This is a genomic window from Streptomyces ruber (assembly GCF_014648075.1).
GTDB classification, from domain to species: Bacteria; Actinomycetota; Actinomycetes; order Streptomycetales; family Streptomycetaceae; genus Streptomyces; species Streptomyces ruber.
Map to the genome: position 1 here is coordinate 197375 of NZ_BMQK01000002.1, position 18802 is coordinate 216176.

General features: G+C 75.7%; 1 protein-coding gene (only partly in view). It reads left to right on the top strand.

What is annotated here, in order from left to right; all coding sequences use genetic code 11:
* A protein-coding gene (locus IEZ04_RS05640) for a lonely Cys domain-containing protein (protein WP_189215557.1) crosses the window boundary here: on the top strand, positions 1-18802 show its beginning. 28640 nt of this gene lie beyond the right edge of the window; 18802 of the gene's 47442 nt are visible here — the first part of the coding sequence; the start codon lies at positions 1-3; its stop codon lies beyond the right edge, outside the window.

Below are 18802 nucleotides of genomic sequence, written 5' to 3' on the forward strand. Positions count from 1 at the left end.
GTGAGCATCCAGGTACCCCCCGAGATCAACTGGTGGGTCTTCGTCCTCATCGGCGAGAAGTTCACCGACGCGGACGAGGATCTCGCCCACGACAGCCGCGTGCCCTACCACGACCTGAGCCGGAAGCTCGAGCGGCTGTCGGACCTGATCGAGAAGTCGATCCACGACATGGCCAAGGCCATGCCGGAGAGCGTGGCCCAGTCGTACGCCCAGGCGATGGGCACGCTCACCAACGACGGCGGCAAGAACTACCTGCGTGAGTTCTCCGACCAGCTGCGCGCGGTGGGTGAGGGCCGGCGCAAGACCTCCATGGACATCATGGAGTCCAAGTGGCAGATCATCGCCGAGATCGTCCGGATGCTCATCGAGATCGCCATCTACACGGCGATGTCCTTCTTCACCGGAGGGCTCTCGGCCAGCCAGATCATGATGGCCAAGCTGCGCAGCCGGTTCGCCATCCTCATGACGCTCAGCCACCTGCTCCAGCGGCTGCACCTGACGCCCACGCTGAGCGAGGCGTTCTCCGAGGCGTTCACCACCTTCGCGGTGCGGCTGGCGATGATGAACTTCGCCCCGGACGGCCGCCGCCCCGACGGCTTCGACTGGAACGCGATCCTCAAGGACGCCGCGTTCGGCGCCGCCGCGGGCCTCCTCACCGACATCTTCGCCAACTGGGCGAGGAACATCGTCAACAGCTACGACAACACCTTCTTGAAGAACGGGTCCGACCTCGACTTCAAGAACCCCAACCTGAAGAACGACCTGGACGACCTGGACCTCGACCTCCCGAACCCCAAGTCGGACCAGGATCCCGTCCCGGGCCCGAACGACCGCCCGGACCCCGATGCGACCGGAACCGGGAACGGTCCGGACCTCGGCAACAAGCCGCCGTCCTTCTTCCAGAACAACTTCCGCAACAACAGTGACCTGTGGCGCAACAGCCAGATCCTGCGCGACAACCAGGACCGGCCGGGGGCGCTGGCCGGGCACTACGGGCTCAAGGGAGTGACCGACTTCCTCGCGGCCGGTGCGGGTGAGTCGCTCGCGGAGATCTTCATCAAGGGCGTCTTCGACGGCGACTGGTCCACCAGCTGGAAGACCTTCGTCGGCTCGGGCGTCAGCAGCCTGGTCGAGTCCGGGCTCACCGACATCGGCGTGAACAGCGCCGCCGAGCTGCGCAACGCCATCGACAAGCTGCGCAACCAGCCGCCGCCCACCGTCTCCGGCGCCGACATCGGCTCCGGCACGGGCGACCCCGCCGACACCCCGGCCTCCGGGGACGGCCCCGACAGCACCGACGGCTCCGCACGCCCGGACACCACCGGCGGCGGCGGTACCGCGTTCGGCCCGACCCCGTCCGTGGTCCCGCTCGGCACCGGCCAGGGCGGGACGACCGGCACCCAGTCGCCCCCGCCCGCCTTCGCGGAGAACCCGCCGCCGTACACCGACGTGGCCCCGCCGCCGTACACGACGGTGGACCCGCCGCTGTACACCCCGGGCCCGCTGCCCGTGACCGCCGCCGAGAACGCGCTGTGGCAGCAGGTCCACAACGGCACCCCCGAGATCCGCGAGCAGGCCCTGCGCGACCTCGCCGCCCTGCGCGGCTCCCGGCAGCCGCTCGGCAGCGCCGAGATCGAGGTCCGCGACAGCCTGAACAGCAACCTGTCGCGGCTGCCCGAGGTCCGGGTGGTGCCCGCCGGCGGCAGCGCCGCCACCCAGGTCGACGCCGACCAGGTCCGGCGCACCCTCGACGGTCTCGGGGTCCCGGTCACGGTGGGCGCCCCGCTCGACGTGACCGGCGGCGCCGGCAACGGTCCCACGGCCCCGGCCGACCGCCCCGCCGGTTCCGTCGCGGACGGCACCGGGCAGAGCCCCGTGGCGGTGACGAGCCCCGGCCAGGCCGCGGAGACCGACGGCACCGTCGGTCTGGGCGGTGCGGGGCCGGAGGTGTCTCCGGAGGGGGCCGCCGGGAACTCGGTCGTGGACTCCTCAGTGAACGTTCCTACGGCGAACGTTCCTGCGGCGAACGTTCCTACGGTGAGCGGTCCTTCGGCGGCGAACGGGTCCTCGGGGAACGTCTCCTCGGGGAACGTCGGCGTGGGCCCCGGCAGCGACGCTCAGGATCTCCAGGAGGAGGCGGCCGGGCAGGGCGACCGTACGGCTGTGGATGTCGGGAACCCGGTCGTGGACTCCCCGGGGAACGGTCCCTCGGTGAGCGGTCCGTCGGCGAACGCCTCCCCGGGAAGCGCCGGCGTGCGCTCGGGTGTGGACGCTGCGGGGAGCGAGGTCCAGGAGTCGCCGGAGGAGACGGCCGGGCAGGACGACCGTACGGTGGTGGATCCTGGCCCGGGCGGTGCCAGGCCGGAGGTGTCCTCGGAAGGGGCTGCCGGGAACTCGGCTGTGGACTCCTCGGCGAACGTCTCCTCGGGAAGCGCCGGCGTGGGCCCGGGTGTGGACGCCGCGGGGAGTGCGGTCCAGGACTCCCCGGAGGAGGCGGCCGGGCAGGGCGACCGTCCGGCTGCGGTGCCGGGCCAGGGGATCGGCGGGCCCGTCGCCACCGGCTCCTCCAACGCCTCCGCGGCGCCCAGCCCTTCCGCCGCTTCCGGCACGGGCACGTCCTCCGGTACGGGTGCCGGCACGGGCACCGGTGTCCGGCCGGGGAGTGTCCCCAGCGCGACGGGCACGCCGTCCCCCTCCGCCACGTCGCCCCAGGGCAGGCCCGTTCAGGACACCCCTGCCCAGGACAGCACGGCTCCGGACAGCACGACCCCGGTGGACGACTCCCCGCAGGCCCAGGCCGCGGCCCCGCAGTCGCCACCGGCCACCACCTCACCGGACGTCGCCCCGGACCCGTCCGAGGGCGTCCCCGCCCCGGCCGACGACCTCACCACCGCCCCGCCGAAGGTGAGCACCACCAGCTCCCACACCGACGCCGGCGACGTACGCGCCGACAGCGGCGGGACCGACGTGAAGGCCGGTCCCGTCCCCGCCACCGTCACCCCCGCGCCCGCCCAGGCACCGCCGCTGACGATCGTGGTCTCCGAGGTGCCGCCGCCCGGCGAGGGGTCGCCCGAGGCCGCCGAGCTGCTGGACGGGGCCGGAACCGACCGGGCCGTGGTGCTCGGGCCGCCCGTCGCGCCGGACGGGTCCAACCGCCCGGTGCGCGCCGCCGTGGAGCTGACCCGTGAGGCGCCGGGCGCCCCGGTGCGGGTCCGCCCGCTCACCGGCCCGCCGCCCGTCGCCGTGCCGGACGGCACCGCGGGCCCCGCGAACACCGGGACGACCGCCGGCACGGACCGGACCACGGACGGCACGGACACCACCGTCACCGTGGACAGCGCGTTCCCCGGCGCGGACGTACTGCTGCCGCTCGCCGACGCCCTCGGCCCGGCCCCCGCGCAGGACCCGCCGTCCCGCCCCGCCACCGAGAGCACCGTGAAGACCGTCGGCGGTCCGGACGTCACCGCCCCGGCCGAGCCGAAGACCCTGCTGCTCCCGGAGCCGAAGCCGCCGCTGCAGAGCGACGGCGCCGGCCCGGTCCTCACGGTCCCGACGACCACCACCGACATCACCGGCACCACCGACTCCGCCGCGGCCAAGCTCGCCGCCGACGCGCGTCCGTGGACCGAGCCGGCCACCGAGCTGCACCTGCAGTCGTCGGACCGGGGCGACGGCGACGGAACCGGCGGGCACGCCTCCGGCCCCGGCGGCGGGCGTGGGGCCGGGACCGGCGGCACTCCGCCCCCGCTCCCGCCCACCACGCCCGACACCACCCCGGCGACGGTCACCGCGGCGCCCCCGCCCCCGCCCGGGCGGATCGTCGTACGCCCCGCGAACGACGGCGGAAACGATCCCGCACGGCCTGCGGACCAGCCGGCCGTCACCACCCTGGACGGCCTCACCGTGCCCGTCGCGCAGCTGCGGCGCCTGACGCCGGACACGGCGCCGAAGCCCCGGCCGGGGCGCGCCGTACGGACGCTGACCGTCTCGCAGAGCCCGGCCGAGGACGGTACGGCGCAGAGCGCGGCGCACCGCGCGCTGCTCGACCAGGACACCTTCCGCGGTGTGCGCACCACGTCCGCCGAGCCCGCCCCGGACCCGATCACGGCACCGGAGACGGTCCCGGCCCCGGAGACCGCCGCCGACCCGCCGGCCACCCGTACCGTGTTCACCGGCCCGCCGGCCCCCCTCCCCGGCGCGGACACCGAGCAGGGCGCCGACTACTTCGTGGGGCACGGCACCCCCCGTACGGTCACCCTCGGCACCGACGACCCGGCGCACCCCACCGTGACGGTCAGCGGTGTGCAGCTCGGCCGGGCGCTGAGAGCCTGGGCGGACGACGGCGACCAGGACCGGCCGCTGGTGCTGTTCTTCTGCGAGACCGGGCGGCAGCCGAAGGTGGCGGGCCTGCCGGTGGCCCAGCACGTGGCGAACCGCACCGGGCGGCCCGTGTACGCGCCGACCACCGAGGCGGGCACGGCCCTGGACCAGGACGGCAACGTCCGCGCGGTGCTCACCGAGGACGCGGACGGGCCGGGGCGGTGGCGGCTGTTCACCCCGGAGCCCAGCGGCGCCGACCTGGACCGGCTGGCGCGCGACGCCGGCCTGCACGCGGGCCCGGAACCGGCCGACGTCTTCGCCCGGGCCCGTACCCTCCAGCAGATCCGCACACTGCGCGAGGCCCTCGGCCCGGACGCCGAGCGGCGCCCGGAGAACCGCGGTCCGCTCGCCGGACTCGCCTACGTGGACGGCCTGCGCTGGCTCACCCCGGACGCCGCGGCCCGCTACGGCGACGGCCGGATGACCCCGGACCTGCTGGACCGGATGGTCACCGACTGGCACACCGCCACCGACGGCCCGGCCGTCGATCCCACCGCCGGTCCCACGACCGAGCAGTACGCCGCCTTCCTGCGGGCCGCGGCCGACCTGCGCGCCACCGCCGGGCCGGACACCACGCTCGACGCCCTGCTGCCCCCGCCGCCGCCCGAGCTGCCCCCGACCACGCTGGTCTCGCAGGAGGACGTGCGCGGGCTCTCCGTCCCGCCCTCGATACAGGTCGCGTGGTCGCTGTCGGGCGATCCGCTACCGCTGTCCGAGCTGGGCCTCAGCCCCGAGGACACCGCCGAGCTGACCCGGCGTCTGCTCGGCCCGGCGCCGACGGTCACCGCCTCCCGGGAGCCCGCCTCCCAGGAGCCCGTCCCGCAGGGCTCCGCTCCCCAGGGACCGGACACGTCGACCCGGCCGAGGTCGGACAGCGTCGACACGCTGACGGCGCGTGACAAGTACGGCTTCCCGGAGAAGAACTACAAGGGCTTCCGCAACCTCTCCCGGGGCAGGAACCTGGTCCTCGACATCCGTCCGACCAATCCCGGCGCCGCGAAGTGGCTCGACGCCGGAGCCATGGCCAAGCCGGCGGGCATCAAGGCCAAGAGCATCAGCGACGTCGACGTCCACCTCGGCGCCCAGGCGGACGACATCGGACTCGTCGGCTACTTCCGGCCGACCCTGCCCGAGCGCGGATCCCTCACGGACGAACAGTGGGACGAGATCGTGTCCCGCTTCAACCAGCGCTCCACCGAGTTCCGGGAACTCGCCCCCACGATGGCGGCGTACGAGCGCGACAACACCTTCGTCGTCAGGGACGGCGTGGTGCACGGAGTGGACCGGGACGGCACGCGGCGCCCCGTCACCAGCGACCACGACGTGTTCGACGTCTCCACGCCCGGCGGCACACGCGTGCCCTCCTCGCAGCACGACGCGCTGATCGAGGAGATGCGGACCCGGGACATGGGTGTCGAGCACGGCGCCCACATGTTCTGGACCCCGGCCACCGACTTCGACAAGTCCGTCTTCGACAAGGTCGTCAGCTCGCACCGGAGTCCCGACGGCGAACCCCTGCTCCGCTTCCGCCCCGAGAACAACCACGCCGAACTCACCTGGACCGCACCGTTCGCCGCACCGCCCGCTCCGGCGCCCGTGCCGGGGCGGCCGGAGGACCCCGCCGACCACGTCCGCGCGGACGGCCGTACCTTCCTGCGGGTGACCGCCCGGGCCGACGGGGACACGCTCTTCCGGGCGGTGCTCGACAGCGCCCGCGGCCGGGACGTGCCGCCCGCCTGGGCCGCGCGGAACATCGCCGGGCTGCGCGATCTGGTGCGTGACCGTGTCATCGGTTCCGAGCTGGGCGCCGTCGCGGACGACCTCACGCCGGACCCGGTGCTGTCCGTGCTGGACGACCAGCGGATGCGCGCCCTGGTCGGCGTGGACGACCCCGCCGAGCAGGGCCGGATCACCGAGGAGTGGAACCGGACCGCGCAGCAGGTCGTCACCGACGGCGACGCCGGACGGTGGCGGCAGATCCTCGCCGAGAGCGGCTACCCGCAGCTCGTCGAGGTGGCGCCCACCCCGGCCGACGCGCGGCGGCTCGGCGGGCGCGGGCTGCTCGCCGCGGTCGCCGAGCGCCCCGACCTGTGGCCGTCGCCCTTCGCCGACCTGCTCCCGGAGGCGCTCGCGCACACCCTCGGCGTCGGTCTGCGCGTCGTGCAGCCCGACCGGCAGGGGACGGACGCGCCCGTCGTCACCGAGCTGAATCCGGGCGGCACCCACGGCACCCTGCACCTGGCGTGGGACGGGAACGACCACTTCGACGCCCTGGTGCCGGCACCGGCCCCCGACCCGGTCACGCCCACGCCCGCACCGGAACCCACCGGGTCACCGGTCTCCCGGGAGCCGGACGGCACCGACCCGTTCGGCGAGTGGCTGCGCGGCATGGGCGGCATCACCGACCTCGACAGCGCCCCCGCCCCCGACCAGGGCGACCGCGCGCTGCTGGAGGTCCAGCTCGACCGGTACCGCCCGGCCCGCCTGCTGACCGGCGAGGACGCCCGCCCGCCGGGTCCGGCGCCGCGCACGGTCACCTTCGAGGACGGCAGCAGGCTGCCCACCGTCCTGATCAGGCCGGGCGCCGATCCGCGGGACACCGCCCCCGACGGGACGGACAGGACGGACGGGATGCCGCAGGGTGCGCCGACCGGGCTGATCCCCGGTCCCGGCGCGCTCACCCTGCGCTCGCCCGAACTGGTGGCGCGGGAGATCCTCGACCAGCTGCCGGCGACGGTGCGGGCGCGGTTCGACGAGTCGGAGCTGCTGCGTCTGCTGACCGACCAGCCCTCCGCGTTCACCGCCCCGCGCGGCGCCCGGTTCGTGGGCCGGGAGAAGTCCGGGGTCGGCCTGGAGATGACGGTCGAGGCCGTCCCGTACCACCGCTGGGAACGCTTCTCCGACGTGGGCGAGCCCGTCAAGATCGACACGACGCGGCGCGGGCAGGCCGCCACGGGCGGCGGGCGCACCGTGGGCTTCGGACGCCGGCTCGCCGGCGCCCTGAGCCTGGGCCCGCCGCTCAGCTGGCTGCTGAAGATCAACGCCTCGCTGGGCTGGACCCGTAGGACGGACTACTCCCAGGGCACCACGGCGCTCCACCAGACCGAGGCCCGGGGTACGGACGGCTCGCACCTGCACCTGGACGACGTCCACTACCGGGTGCGGGTGGAACGGGTCACGGAGGCGCCGAGGTCCACCGGACGGCTCGGTTCCGTCGGACGGCTCGGTTCCGTGCCGCGGCGGGACACCGACGTCACCGGCACGCCCGCGCCGGGTTCCCGCTGGGTGCGCACCCCGGTGCACAGCGCGGAGTTCGGCATGCGGGACGGGCTGAGCTGGCGGCTGCCGGACGATCTCACCGTGCCGTTCGAGGGACCCCGCCGGGCACCGGAGACGCTCACCTTCCCGGACGGGACGGTCCCGCGGCTGTCCGACTCCACCGGCCTGTACCTGGTGGACCCGCCGGAGGACGTGGCGCTGGCCGTCTCCGAGGCGAGGCCGGGCAGTTCGGCGCACCGCACCCTGGTGTCGTTCGCCCGGCCGGACCGGCTGCTCGGCATGTTCGGGCGGCTCACCGGGCCGGTCAGCGGACCCGAGCTGACCCGGGGGAGCGGTCAGCACCCGATGGGGCACCTGGTCGTGGAGCGGTCGGTGCCGCACCGGGCCGACCTCGTCACCGAGTCGGTCAAGACGGAGGTGCGCGACCTCGCCCAGACCACGTACTCCAACCAGCGCGGTCACGTCCGCGAGACCCGGTTCGGGCTCCAGGTCACCTCCGGGCCGAACCACCAGTTCGCCGGGCCGCTCACCGACGTACGGGTCCAGGGCGGTCCGCTGGTCCGTATGGACCTCGCCGCCGGACGGGGCCACTACCTGGGCACCGACGCGGTCCGCAAGGTCGCCGGCCGGGTCCGTGACCAGCCGATGGCGCTGTACCGGGTGGAACGCACCCTGATGGTCCGCCGGGCCGGTGAGCCGCCGTCCGCGGCCCGGCCGGTGCGGGTGGTCAGCCTGGACTGGATCTCCACCCAGGACGCCCGCCGGCTCGCGGGCTGGGACAGCCGTACGCCCGGCCGGACGGGACCGAACCCGGACGCCGAGCCGCCGGTGCCGTGGTACCTCACCCGTGAGGACCCGGTGCACCTGGGCGGCCAGGTCCGCGCGGAGGGCTTCCGCCCGCAGCCGCGCGCCCAGGTCCTGCCCACGATCCTCGAACAGGCGGAGGAGCACGACACGCCTCCGGCCGGCCGGACGGACGGCACTCCCGCGGACGTCCGGGACGGCTCCCTGGACGGCGTCGCCCCCGACGACACCCGGGACGGCTCCCTGGACGGCGTCGCCCCCGACGACACCCGGGGCATGCCGGACACCCGGGTCGTGCCCCGCGACGACGCCACCGCCCAGGACGTCCAGGGCACCCAGAACACCCAGGACACCCAGGCTGTGCCCCAGGACCCCGTGCGGGCCTTCGCGGACGCCGTGCTGGAGACGCTGCACCGCTCGTACCCGTCGCTGTTCGTCCCGCCGCTGATGGCGCGGCACCCGCGGCTGGCCCGGCTCTGGTACGGGGACGGGCGGCTGCGGACCGCGCTGCACAACGACCGGCAGGTGCGCGAGGCGCTGAACCGGCCCACCCTGACGCAGAGCCTCGACGAGCTGACCACCACCGGCATCCCGGTCACGCTCACCGAGGACGGCAAGGTGCGCCGCGGCCACCACACGCTGACCCTGCGGGCACGGCTGACCGACCGCCGGTTCGAGACCCCGCTGAGCGAACGCTCGATGCGCAACTCGGTGGTCGGCAACGAGATCTCCGGCCAGGGCCAGCAGGAGGGCAGCACCTACACCGCCGGTGTCGAGCTGGGCATCTCGCCCCGCGACCACGACAAGGTGCCCGGCCCGAACGCGCCGGCCCGGACCGGCAACACCATGGTCGGCGCCCGCTACGCCCGGGGTTACCAGGACGCCACCCGGAACACGATCACGGTCTCCGACGACCACCTGGCCTTCCAGACCGGCGTCGACCTCTACAGCTACCAGGTGGACCTGAGCGCCACCTTCGAGGGCCACCGCCGCCCGCGCGGCTGGACCAGGCTCGTCACGGTCGGCCTGCTCGGTGCGGGCGTCTTCGTCAGCAAGGTCGAGGAGCGCCCGCTGTTCAGCGGGGGCACCGAGACCGTGGGACGGGTCGAGCTGGCCGTGCCCACGGCGCACGGCTCCGACCGGTACGCCCCCACCGACCCGCCCGCCGGCGCGACGGCGCCCACGCCCGCACCGCAGCGGCTGTCCGCCCTGGAGGCGGACCAGCTCCTCGACGGCACCCGCCCGCTGCCCAGGACGGAATCGGACGCCCAACGCCTCGTGAAGCGGCTGCTGAGCGCCCCGCACGTGGTGCTCAGCACCGAGGGCGGCCCGCAGCGCCAGCAGCTGATGCAGGACACCGCCGACCGCGCCTCGGGCTCCTCCTGGCACGTCAGCGCGCCCGGCACACCGGTGCGCACCGCGCTGCGCCGGGCGATGGCGAACCTCAGCGTGGCCGGGCAATTCGGCCAGTACCTCGGCCCGTTCGGCTCCCGGATCACCGGGCTCAACGGCGCCGGGCCGCTGCGCGCGCACTACCTGAAGGCCGCGGTCCGCGGCGAGCTGGACAACGTACGGGTCATGAGCGACCCGAAGCCGTCCGGCATGGAGCGCGCCCTCGGCAACGAGCACAAGGCCGTCGGCAGCGACACCGCCACCTCGCGCACCACGCTCGGCCTCCAGGGCGGCTACATGCCGTTGCAGCAGGTGTCCGGCAACGAGGCGCTGGTCGGGTCGTACTCGACCGTGCTCCAGTACGCCCGGGGCAAGGCGCGCGGTGTCTCGCGGAGCGTCGCCCGGGGACGCAGCACCACCCTGACCTTCGCCGGGCGCATGTACCTGGTGGTCGCCGACGCCACCGAGACGATCGCGGTGCGGGACCGCTGGACGGCCGCGCTGGGCACGGTCGGCACCCGCGCCGGGGAGCGGATCAGCTCCGCCGCCGGAAGGCTGTCCGAGGGCCTCGGGCGCGGACTGTCCCCGCGCCGGGCCGCCGCCGCCCTCCAGCGGATCCGCGACGCGGTGATGTTCCAACTGCCGATGCAGGACGCCATCGAGGCCGGGCTCGCCCCGGACGGGCTCGGCACCGCCACCCCGCGCAACCTCGGCGGCGGCTACCGGGTGCCGGACTTCCTTCGCGGCCGGCGCTTCCCGACCCGTCCCGGCGGCCAGCTCGACGCGAGCGGCGCGGCGCCGGACCTGATGCGGCGGCTGGAGAAGATGGGCGTGCCCTCGCACGACCGGGAGCAGGTCCTGCAGCGGCTCTCGCCGGACTTCCTCCGCGCCCACCTGCACGAGCTGACCACCGACGGGATGAGCCTGCCGGTCCACTACCGCACCTGGTCGCGCCCGCACCACCTGCCGGCCGGGGGCAGCCCCGGACAGGTCCGGTTCAGGCTGACGCCGGTCGCCACGGACGTCGAGCGGCTGCGCACCGGGTACGAGCTGAGCGACAGCCGGGGCGCCGCCCGCGAGAGCTCCGACAGCGCCACCCGGGACCAGGGCGGCGACGTCACCCTGAGCGCGGGTACGCGCTCCACGGGCAGCGGCCCGTTCCTGGCCAACCCCGCGCTCCAGGGCACGGCGGCCCAGCAGCCGTCGAGCGGCCGGACCGAGACCGAGGGCAGCTCCGAGACGCCGGGCATGGGCACCACGCAGGCGCACGCGGAGGTCGTCACCCATTACGTCCTGACCGTCACCATGACGGACGCGGTCGGCGACGCGCTCCCGCCGCGTGCCGTCACGAGGGTCGGCACCCTCAACGAGATGGTGTCGGCGGGCCTGCTCACCCCGGTGGGCGACGGCGACGACGGCACGCTCACCGAGCAGGACGTGCCCGAACCGGAGCGCGCGGTACGGATGCTGACGGCCGACCAGGCCCGGCCGGACGCCGTCGCCGCCTGGCGCGGCGCCGGTGACGGCACCCGCGCCCCCGACCCCGACATCCTGCCCTTCGACGACCGGATCGGCTCCGGCCTCGTCGCCGTGGACGTCCGCGGCGCGGCCAACGTGCAGGACGCCCTGACCCTGGCCACCGCCCGCGCCGACGGCCTCGGCGACGGCGACCTCGGCACCCGGCACACCGGCGACGACCTCGCCGAGCGCGTGCGGGCGGCCCGCCGCACGCCGCTCACCGGCCTGGGCACGGCGCCCGCGCAGGCACAGCAGGAGGCCACCTCGCAGGGCGGGCTGACCGCCGGGTTCCGCGAGGCGCTCGGCGCGGACGGCTCCGCCCTGCCTCCGCAGACCTCCGCCCGCCTGTTCGGCCAGGCCCACACCGCCGACTCCCGCCTCTACGCGAAGATGCACCGCAGCGGCGCGAAGCTGCTCGCCGTGGAGAGCAAGCCCAGTATCAGTTCCACCGTGAAGCCGAAGAGCTCCGAGGCGCAGGAGACCGGCATCCCGGACAACGTCGAGGGCGCGGTGTCCACCGCGCCGATCCTGACCACCGGCAACGCCGGTGTGGCCGTTCCGGGTTTCCCGGTCCCGGTCGGCGGCGCGGACAACGCCACCGCGCTCAAGGCCGGCCCGGACAGCGGAGTCGGTTCGGCCGTCAAGGACACCGCCGACCGCGCCATGCTGTTCTCGGTGCCGGTGACCTGGCTGGCCGTGACCGAGGCGGACCACCGGATCACCGACAGCCGCCCGCTGCACGCACTGGGCAAGGCCGAGCGCGGGCCGCGCGCCGCCGAGGCCGGGACCACCGTCCTGGTCTGGCTGAGCGAGGACGTCGCCCGCGAGTACGGCCTCCTCGACGACACCACGTTCCCCGACGAGGTCGGCACGGCCTGGGACGACATGGCCAAGGCCGCCGAGGACCTCGCCGCCGCCGAGACGGAGTACTACGACGCCCGTGCGCGGGCCCGTGAGACCTGGCTCGCCCTCACCCCGGCGGAGCGGACCGCGCTCGGCGACGACGACCCCTCGCGGGCGACCGCGCTGCCCCGGGACGTCGCCGAGTCCCCGGCCGTCGTCGCCTGGCAGGCCGCCCGCGACGCGGTACGGCTGTGGGAGGGGCGCCTGGACACCGCCGCCGCGGACCACCACCGGCTGCACCTCGCCGCGTCCCGCCTCACCGCCCACCACCAGGGTCTGGCCGCGGTGCCGGTACGGGACGTGCCGCAGGAGTACGCCGAGCCGGACTGGCGCTCGCAGGCGCCGAAGCCGTACACGGTCGCCGACGCCACCGACACCGCCCCGCGCACCCTCACCTCGCCGGACGGCGCCACGGTGCGCGAGGTGCACGACGTGCCGCACGACGGCGCCTCGTTCTTCCACGCGCTGCTGGCCGCCGCGAAGGACCGGGGCCGGCTGCCCCACCTGCTCGGCACCGACCTCGCCGACCGGTTCACGGCCGCCCCCGCCGACCCCGCGGTGACCGCCGAGGCCGTCGGCGCCGCCCGCGACCGGCTCGCCTGGGCGCTGGGCGAGAACGGCAACGAGGACCTGCTCGACGCCCTCGCCCTCGACGTCGCCGACACCTTCACGCAGGCCGAACTGGACGCCGCCGGTGTGGTGCTGACCCCGGCCCAGCAGGCCGAGTTCGACGCCCTGGGCCGCCTTCCGGAGACGTTCTGGCCGACGCCGGAGCAGCGGGTGGCCCTGGCGGGTGCGGCCCTGTCCCGCCCGTTCGCGAGCGAGCCGCTCCAGGACGGCGCCGGACGGCCGGACGGCACCCCGGCACCGCCCGAGCGCCGCGCCGGCGACAACGGCGGCGCCGACCTGCTGCCCGCCCTCGCCGCGCGGGTCCTCGGCACCCCGCTGACCGTGGTCACCGGTGAGGGCCGCGACCAGCTGTTCCTCCCGCACGGCGGCGATCCCGCCGCCGTCGATCCGGCCGCCGACCCGGTGCTGTTCTCCGCCGACGGCTTCTTCGCCGCCGCCCTGCCGCCGGGCACCCCGGCCCCGGTCACCACCGCGCTGCCGGCCCCGGGGACCACCGGGACCTCCGGCACGCGGGACACCACGACCGGACAGCCCGCGAAGCCGGCCGCGCACCGCACCCACACCACCGCGCCCTGGCTGCCGCCCGCCGACAGCAGCGGCCCGCGCTACCGCCTCGCCCGCGACGGCGTCCTCACCGCGCCCGACGGCGCCACGTACACGCAGGGAACGCCCACCGGCCGCGGCAACGGCTTCTTCGGCGCGCTCTCCACGGCCCTGTACGACGCCGCGGGGCGGCCGGGCGTGGACCGGCGCGAGGCCGGCCGGCTGCGGCTGCGCGCCGGGATGTCGCCCGCCCGGCTGATGCGGCTGAACGGCCTGCCGGGCGCCCCGGCCGAACGGGACACGCTGTTCTCGCCCCCGCCCCTGGTGCGGCGCGGCGGCGCCCCCGCGCCGACCGCGGAGGCCCTGGAGGGCCATCTGCGCCGCCACCTCGCCCAGGCCCCCTGGGGTCCCGCCGCCGACCGGGCGGTCGCCGAGTGGGCGGCCGCCGCCACCGGCACCACCGTCACCCTGGTCGAGGAGAACGGCACCGCCCACACGTACCCCGGCCCGGCCGGCGAGAACGGCCCGCACCTCCGGCTCCGCCGCCGCGGCGGCGACTTCGTCCCGCTGGTCCTGCGCACCCCGGCACCCGCCCCGATCCCGCGGACCGACGGGCAGGGGACGCCGACCGACGGGCAGGAGGCGCGGACCGACAGCACCGCGCGGACGGCGCCGGCGGCACAGGACCCGGCCGCTGTCCCGTTGCCCCCGTCCCCTTCCGCGTCCGCCGAGGACCCGCCGGGGCTCCCGGAAGGGCCGGAAGGGGAAGAAGCGTACGAGCTCAACACGCTGAGCGGGCGCGGCGGGCGCAGGGGCGGGCGCTCCACCTCCGACGGCCAGTACGCGGACCTGGCCCACGGTTCGATGCCGGACTCCTCCGCGTCGTCGTCCTCCGGCTACGACTCGGCCCTGGCCTACGGTTCGATGCCGGGCTCCTCCCCGTCGTCCTCCGACTACGACTCGGATCTGGCCTACGGACCCTCGTACAGGTCCTCCTCGCGCGCGTTCACCGGCACGGTGGGCGGAGTGCTCTTCACGACGGACCGCGAAGGCCCCTTGATGAGGGAACTCGCCCAGTTCCTCAGCGCCGTGGCCGGTCCGCTCCTGGCCTCCCTCGACTCCATCACCGTGACGTTCGGCCGTCCGCAGGGCTCGGGCGTGGGCCACTGGGCGTCGGACAGCCGGACGGTCGTGCTGAATCCGAACCACGCCGCGGTGCGCAGGGCGGGTGACAGCCGTCTGTTCGGGGCCGCTCTGTTCGAGCTGCTCAACGGCTCCGCAGACGCCCGCCGCGCCGCATGGGACGGCTACGCCTACGACGGCAGCATCGAGCACTGGGCCGCCCAGGAGGGCATCTCGCCCGCGGCGTACTACGGCCGTGAGATGGAGCGCATCGAGTTCGACAACACCATCACGCACCGGCGGCTCATCGCCGACGCGGGCAGGTCGGGTACCAACGCCGACCTGTTCTCCGGCGAAGCCGGTGACTTCCCGTCCTACTACCAGCGCCAGGTGCGGTCCGGGCACACCCACAGCTACGAGTTCCGCTACGGCCTCCTGCGCGCGCAGGCGGCCGCCGACGCGGCCCGTGCGGCCGAGGTCGGGACGGCGTACGCACCGCCGGCCCCGCCGCTGTCGCAGCAGGACCCGGCCTCCGTCCCGCCGCCCCTGCCCGCGGCCCCCACCGGCGCCTCCATCGGTGGCGACGCGCTGGACACCGGCCGCCGGGTCGGCACCGTGCTGCAGAACCTCGGCCACCCCGTGGTGCTGGCCGGAGCGGCCCGCGGCCGGGTGCAGTTCGGGGTGCCCCGGCCGCTGGACGCCGTGGAGTTCCAGCTCTCCGCGAGCACTCTCCCCACCGCCACCGAGATCCGCCGGGCGCTGGAGCGGGAGTTCCCCGGCGCGCCGGTGCGGACGCCCGCCGTCACGGGCGGCGGCCGGGTCCTGAACGTGTCGGCGGACGGCGTCCCGATCAGGATCACCGCCGTGGACCGGCCCCTCACCGACACCGTCACGGTCGACGGCTTCACCGTGCCCGCGCCCGCCGACTCCGTCGCCGACGCCGCCCTCGCCCTGGCCACCGCCACCGACCCGGACCTGCGCGGACGCGACCTCCTCGACCTGCTGTGGGCGTCGCGCGCCGCCTCCGCCGACGGCCCGCGCACCCTCGGCCCGGTCACCGCGCGTGAGGACGCCTACCGCTCCGCCCGGCCCGCCGGCGCCGTTCTCTCCCTCACCGTCAGGCTCAGCGAACTGCTCGACACCGCGGCCCTGGACGCCGACACCCTCGCCCGCCACGAGGGGACCTGGCGCGCCCTCGGCGTCACCGACGGCGACCTGCCCGGCCTGCGGACCGAACTGACCGCGCTCGCCGACGCGCTGCGCGCCGCCCCCGAGGTGGGTGCCGACCCGGTCCGTGCGCTCGCCGCCCGGCTGCCCGGCCTGTCCGCCGCCGACCGGGACGCCGCCCTGGCGTTCCTGCCACCCGCCGACCGGGAGCGTCTGGCCGCCGACCCCGCGCTCGTGGACGCCCTGCGCACCACGCTCGCCCCCGAGGAGTTCGCCCAGGTCGCGGCGCACCTCATGACCCAGGTGCCCGCCGGGGTCGAGCAGCCCGTCTCCGCCCGCGACCGGGCCCGCACCCAGATCGTCCGGATGCTGCACGACCCCGAGGTCACGGCCCGGCTCCTCAAGAGCGGCTCCCGCGTCGTGGTGGTGCCCAGGACCGAGGCCATGACCTCCGTGGACGCCTTCCGCTTCCTGCGGGGCGCCGTCACGGCCGACGGCCGCCCCTGGGACGAGGTCCGCGGCGTCGGCGTGCGCGCCGCGGCCGTCACCGAGGAGAACCTGCTCGGCGAGCGCACCACCGTCACCACGGGCATGACCGCCTACGCCGACGGCTACTCGACCACCACGCACGAGTTCGCCCACACCGTGCACCAGCACGGTCTGCTCCCCGGCGACCGGCAGGACATCACCGACGCCTTCCGCGCCACCACGCGGGCGGGCGAGGCGGGCAACTGGCCCGACGGCCCCCTCCACGGCTACGACGCCGACGGCCGCCGCAGCGCCCCCAACTACAGCAGCCGCGACGAGCTGGAGTTCTTCGCCCAGCTCACCAACGTCTACCTGATGACCAACGGCGGCACCGACGACTACACCGGGCTGCCCCGCAACAACGGCGGCCCGGAGTGGGTGCGCACCCACCAGCCCGCCCTGTACCCGCTGCTGCGCCGCCTGTACGGCGAGGGCCCGCGGGTCGCGCCCCGCGACCCGCGCAGCGTCGCGCCGGCCCGCCCGCGCGGGGTCCGGCCCTCGGACGTCAACCCCGTCGAGGCCGTCGACATCGAGAACGAGGCGCTGGCCCGCGCCCGCGCCCTGTGGGACGTCGCCGAGGGCACCCAGGGCGACGGCAGCGACTCGTACGAGGCCGTCCGCGCCCTGTGGGACGGCACCACCGGCAGCCACCTGCCACAGGCCCACACCCCCGCGCCACAGCCCGTCCCGGTGCCGGCCGCCCGCCCCATCCCCGCGGCGCCGCCGCCCGCCGACGACTCCGTCCAGCGCCGCCTGCGGGAACTGCGGGACCTCCTCGACGCCACGTTCGGCTCCCAGCCGCTGCCGCAGGCGACCCGTGACGGACTCTTCCACTCGCTGCGTGTGATCGAGGCCGCGCGTGCCGGTCATCCCCGCTTCGGCCGCAGTCCGCTGGACCTGGACGGCATCACCCGCATGGTGCTGCACCTGCCGCCCGACGCACCGGTGGACGCCGCCCAGCACTACGACGCGTTCCTCGTGGTGGGCAGCGCCCACCGCCGGAACCGCGCCGGCAGCCTGGCCGCGATCGCCGCGTACGGGCTGACCAAGGGGGGTTATCCGCAAGCGACCTCGCTCCGCGGTCCCGACGGGGCGCCGCACGGCCGGAACTTCACCGGGCGCCCGGGCCTCCAGCTGCACTTGGAGCAGACCGCCGACTTCCAGGGCGTACGCCCCGCGCCCTGGGGTCCCACCGCCCACGCGGTGGTGGCCGAACGCAACGACGACGGCCTGGTCATGGTGGGCGGGACGCCGGTGTCGGACGCCGAGTTCGCCGAGATCGTGCTGCACGACCCCGAGCGGCGGCCGGGCGTCCCCGTCGTCCTCCTGATGGGCGAGGAGGACGGCCGCAACGAGGCTCTGGCGCGGGTGATCGCGGACCGCACCGGCACCCGCGCCTGGTTCACCAACGGCGATCTGCGCCTGCAGCCGGTTCCCGGCGGACGGCGGGCACCGGTCCTGGCCGCGCCGGACTCGGCGGACGATCCGGCCGGCGCCTGGCTCCCGGCCGACCCCGGTCTGGTCCCGGACGATCCGGAAGCCACCGTCACCGCGTCCGACGGCACCCTCTTCCCGGACAGCGACATCCACTCGTACCCGCTGCCCACGATCGACGGGCAGCGGTTGACCGGGCGGGCGTTCCTGGACGCGCACGACATGGCCCTGCGCGAGCAGTCCATGCGCCCGCTGTCCGCGATGCAGCACTACTCCGACTTCCTGGATTCGCTGCCCGGTGTCCACGGCTCCAAGGAGAGCGGGGCGCTGCCCCTGCCGCGGGCCCTGGCCGACTCCTACGTCGCCGTCGGCCACGGCGACAGCGGACGCACCACCGTGCCCCGCCGCAGCACCGGCGCCAACCAGGCCACCCCGCCCGTCCAGCTCGGCCGGATGCTGGCCCGGCGCAAGAGCCTCCAGGCCCTGCCGCCCGAGCAGCCGGTGTGGGCGCTGTGGTGCGAGCTGTCCTACCGGCGGCCCGGTCAGGACCTGCTGACCTACCCGCCCTCCGCGCAGCACGTCGCCAACGAGACCGGCCGCACCGTCTTCGCCTCGGACGCCCAGGTCGGCACCGCCGACGCCGAGAACGGCCTGCCCCCGCGCGTCATCAAGTTCGACGACCCCGACCACCCCCAGGGCCACTTCCACGAGTTCCGCCCCGAACCCGGCACCACCGCCCTGACCGCCCTGGCCGACCTCGGCCGCCTGCCCGCCCAGCTCCCGCGGCGCACCACCCGCGCCCTGCACTGGGTGCGCGCCCTGCGCCTGACCCACGGCCTGGACATCGACAGCGACCCGGCGCGCGAGACGGAGTTCCACGAACTGATCGAGGGCTTCGGACGACTGGAGGAGCTCCGCTTCCAGGCGGCCGGCGGCACCGACCCCGGTCCGCTGACCTGGGGCGGTCTGCAGCACATCACCGGCGAGTACGCGGTGCGCCGGGGCTGGGACCGCTCGCTGTCCGCCAACTCCCTGGAACACCTGCTGCGCGCCGCCCTCGACGGGGACCTGCGCCCCGCGGACGCCGCCGGCCCCGCGGCGG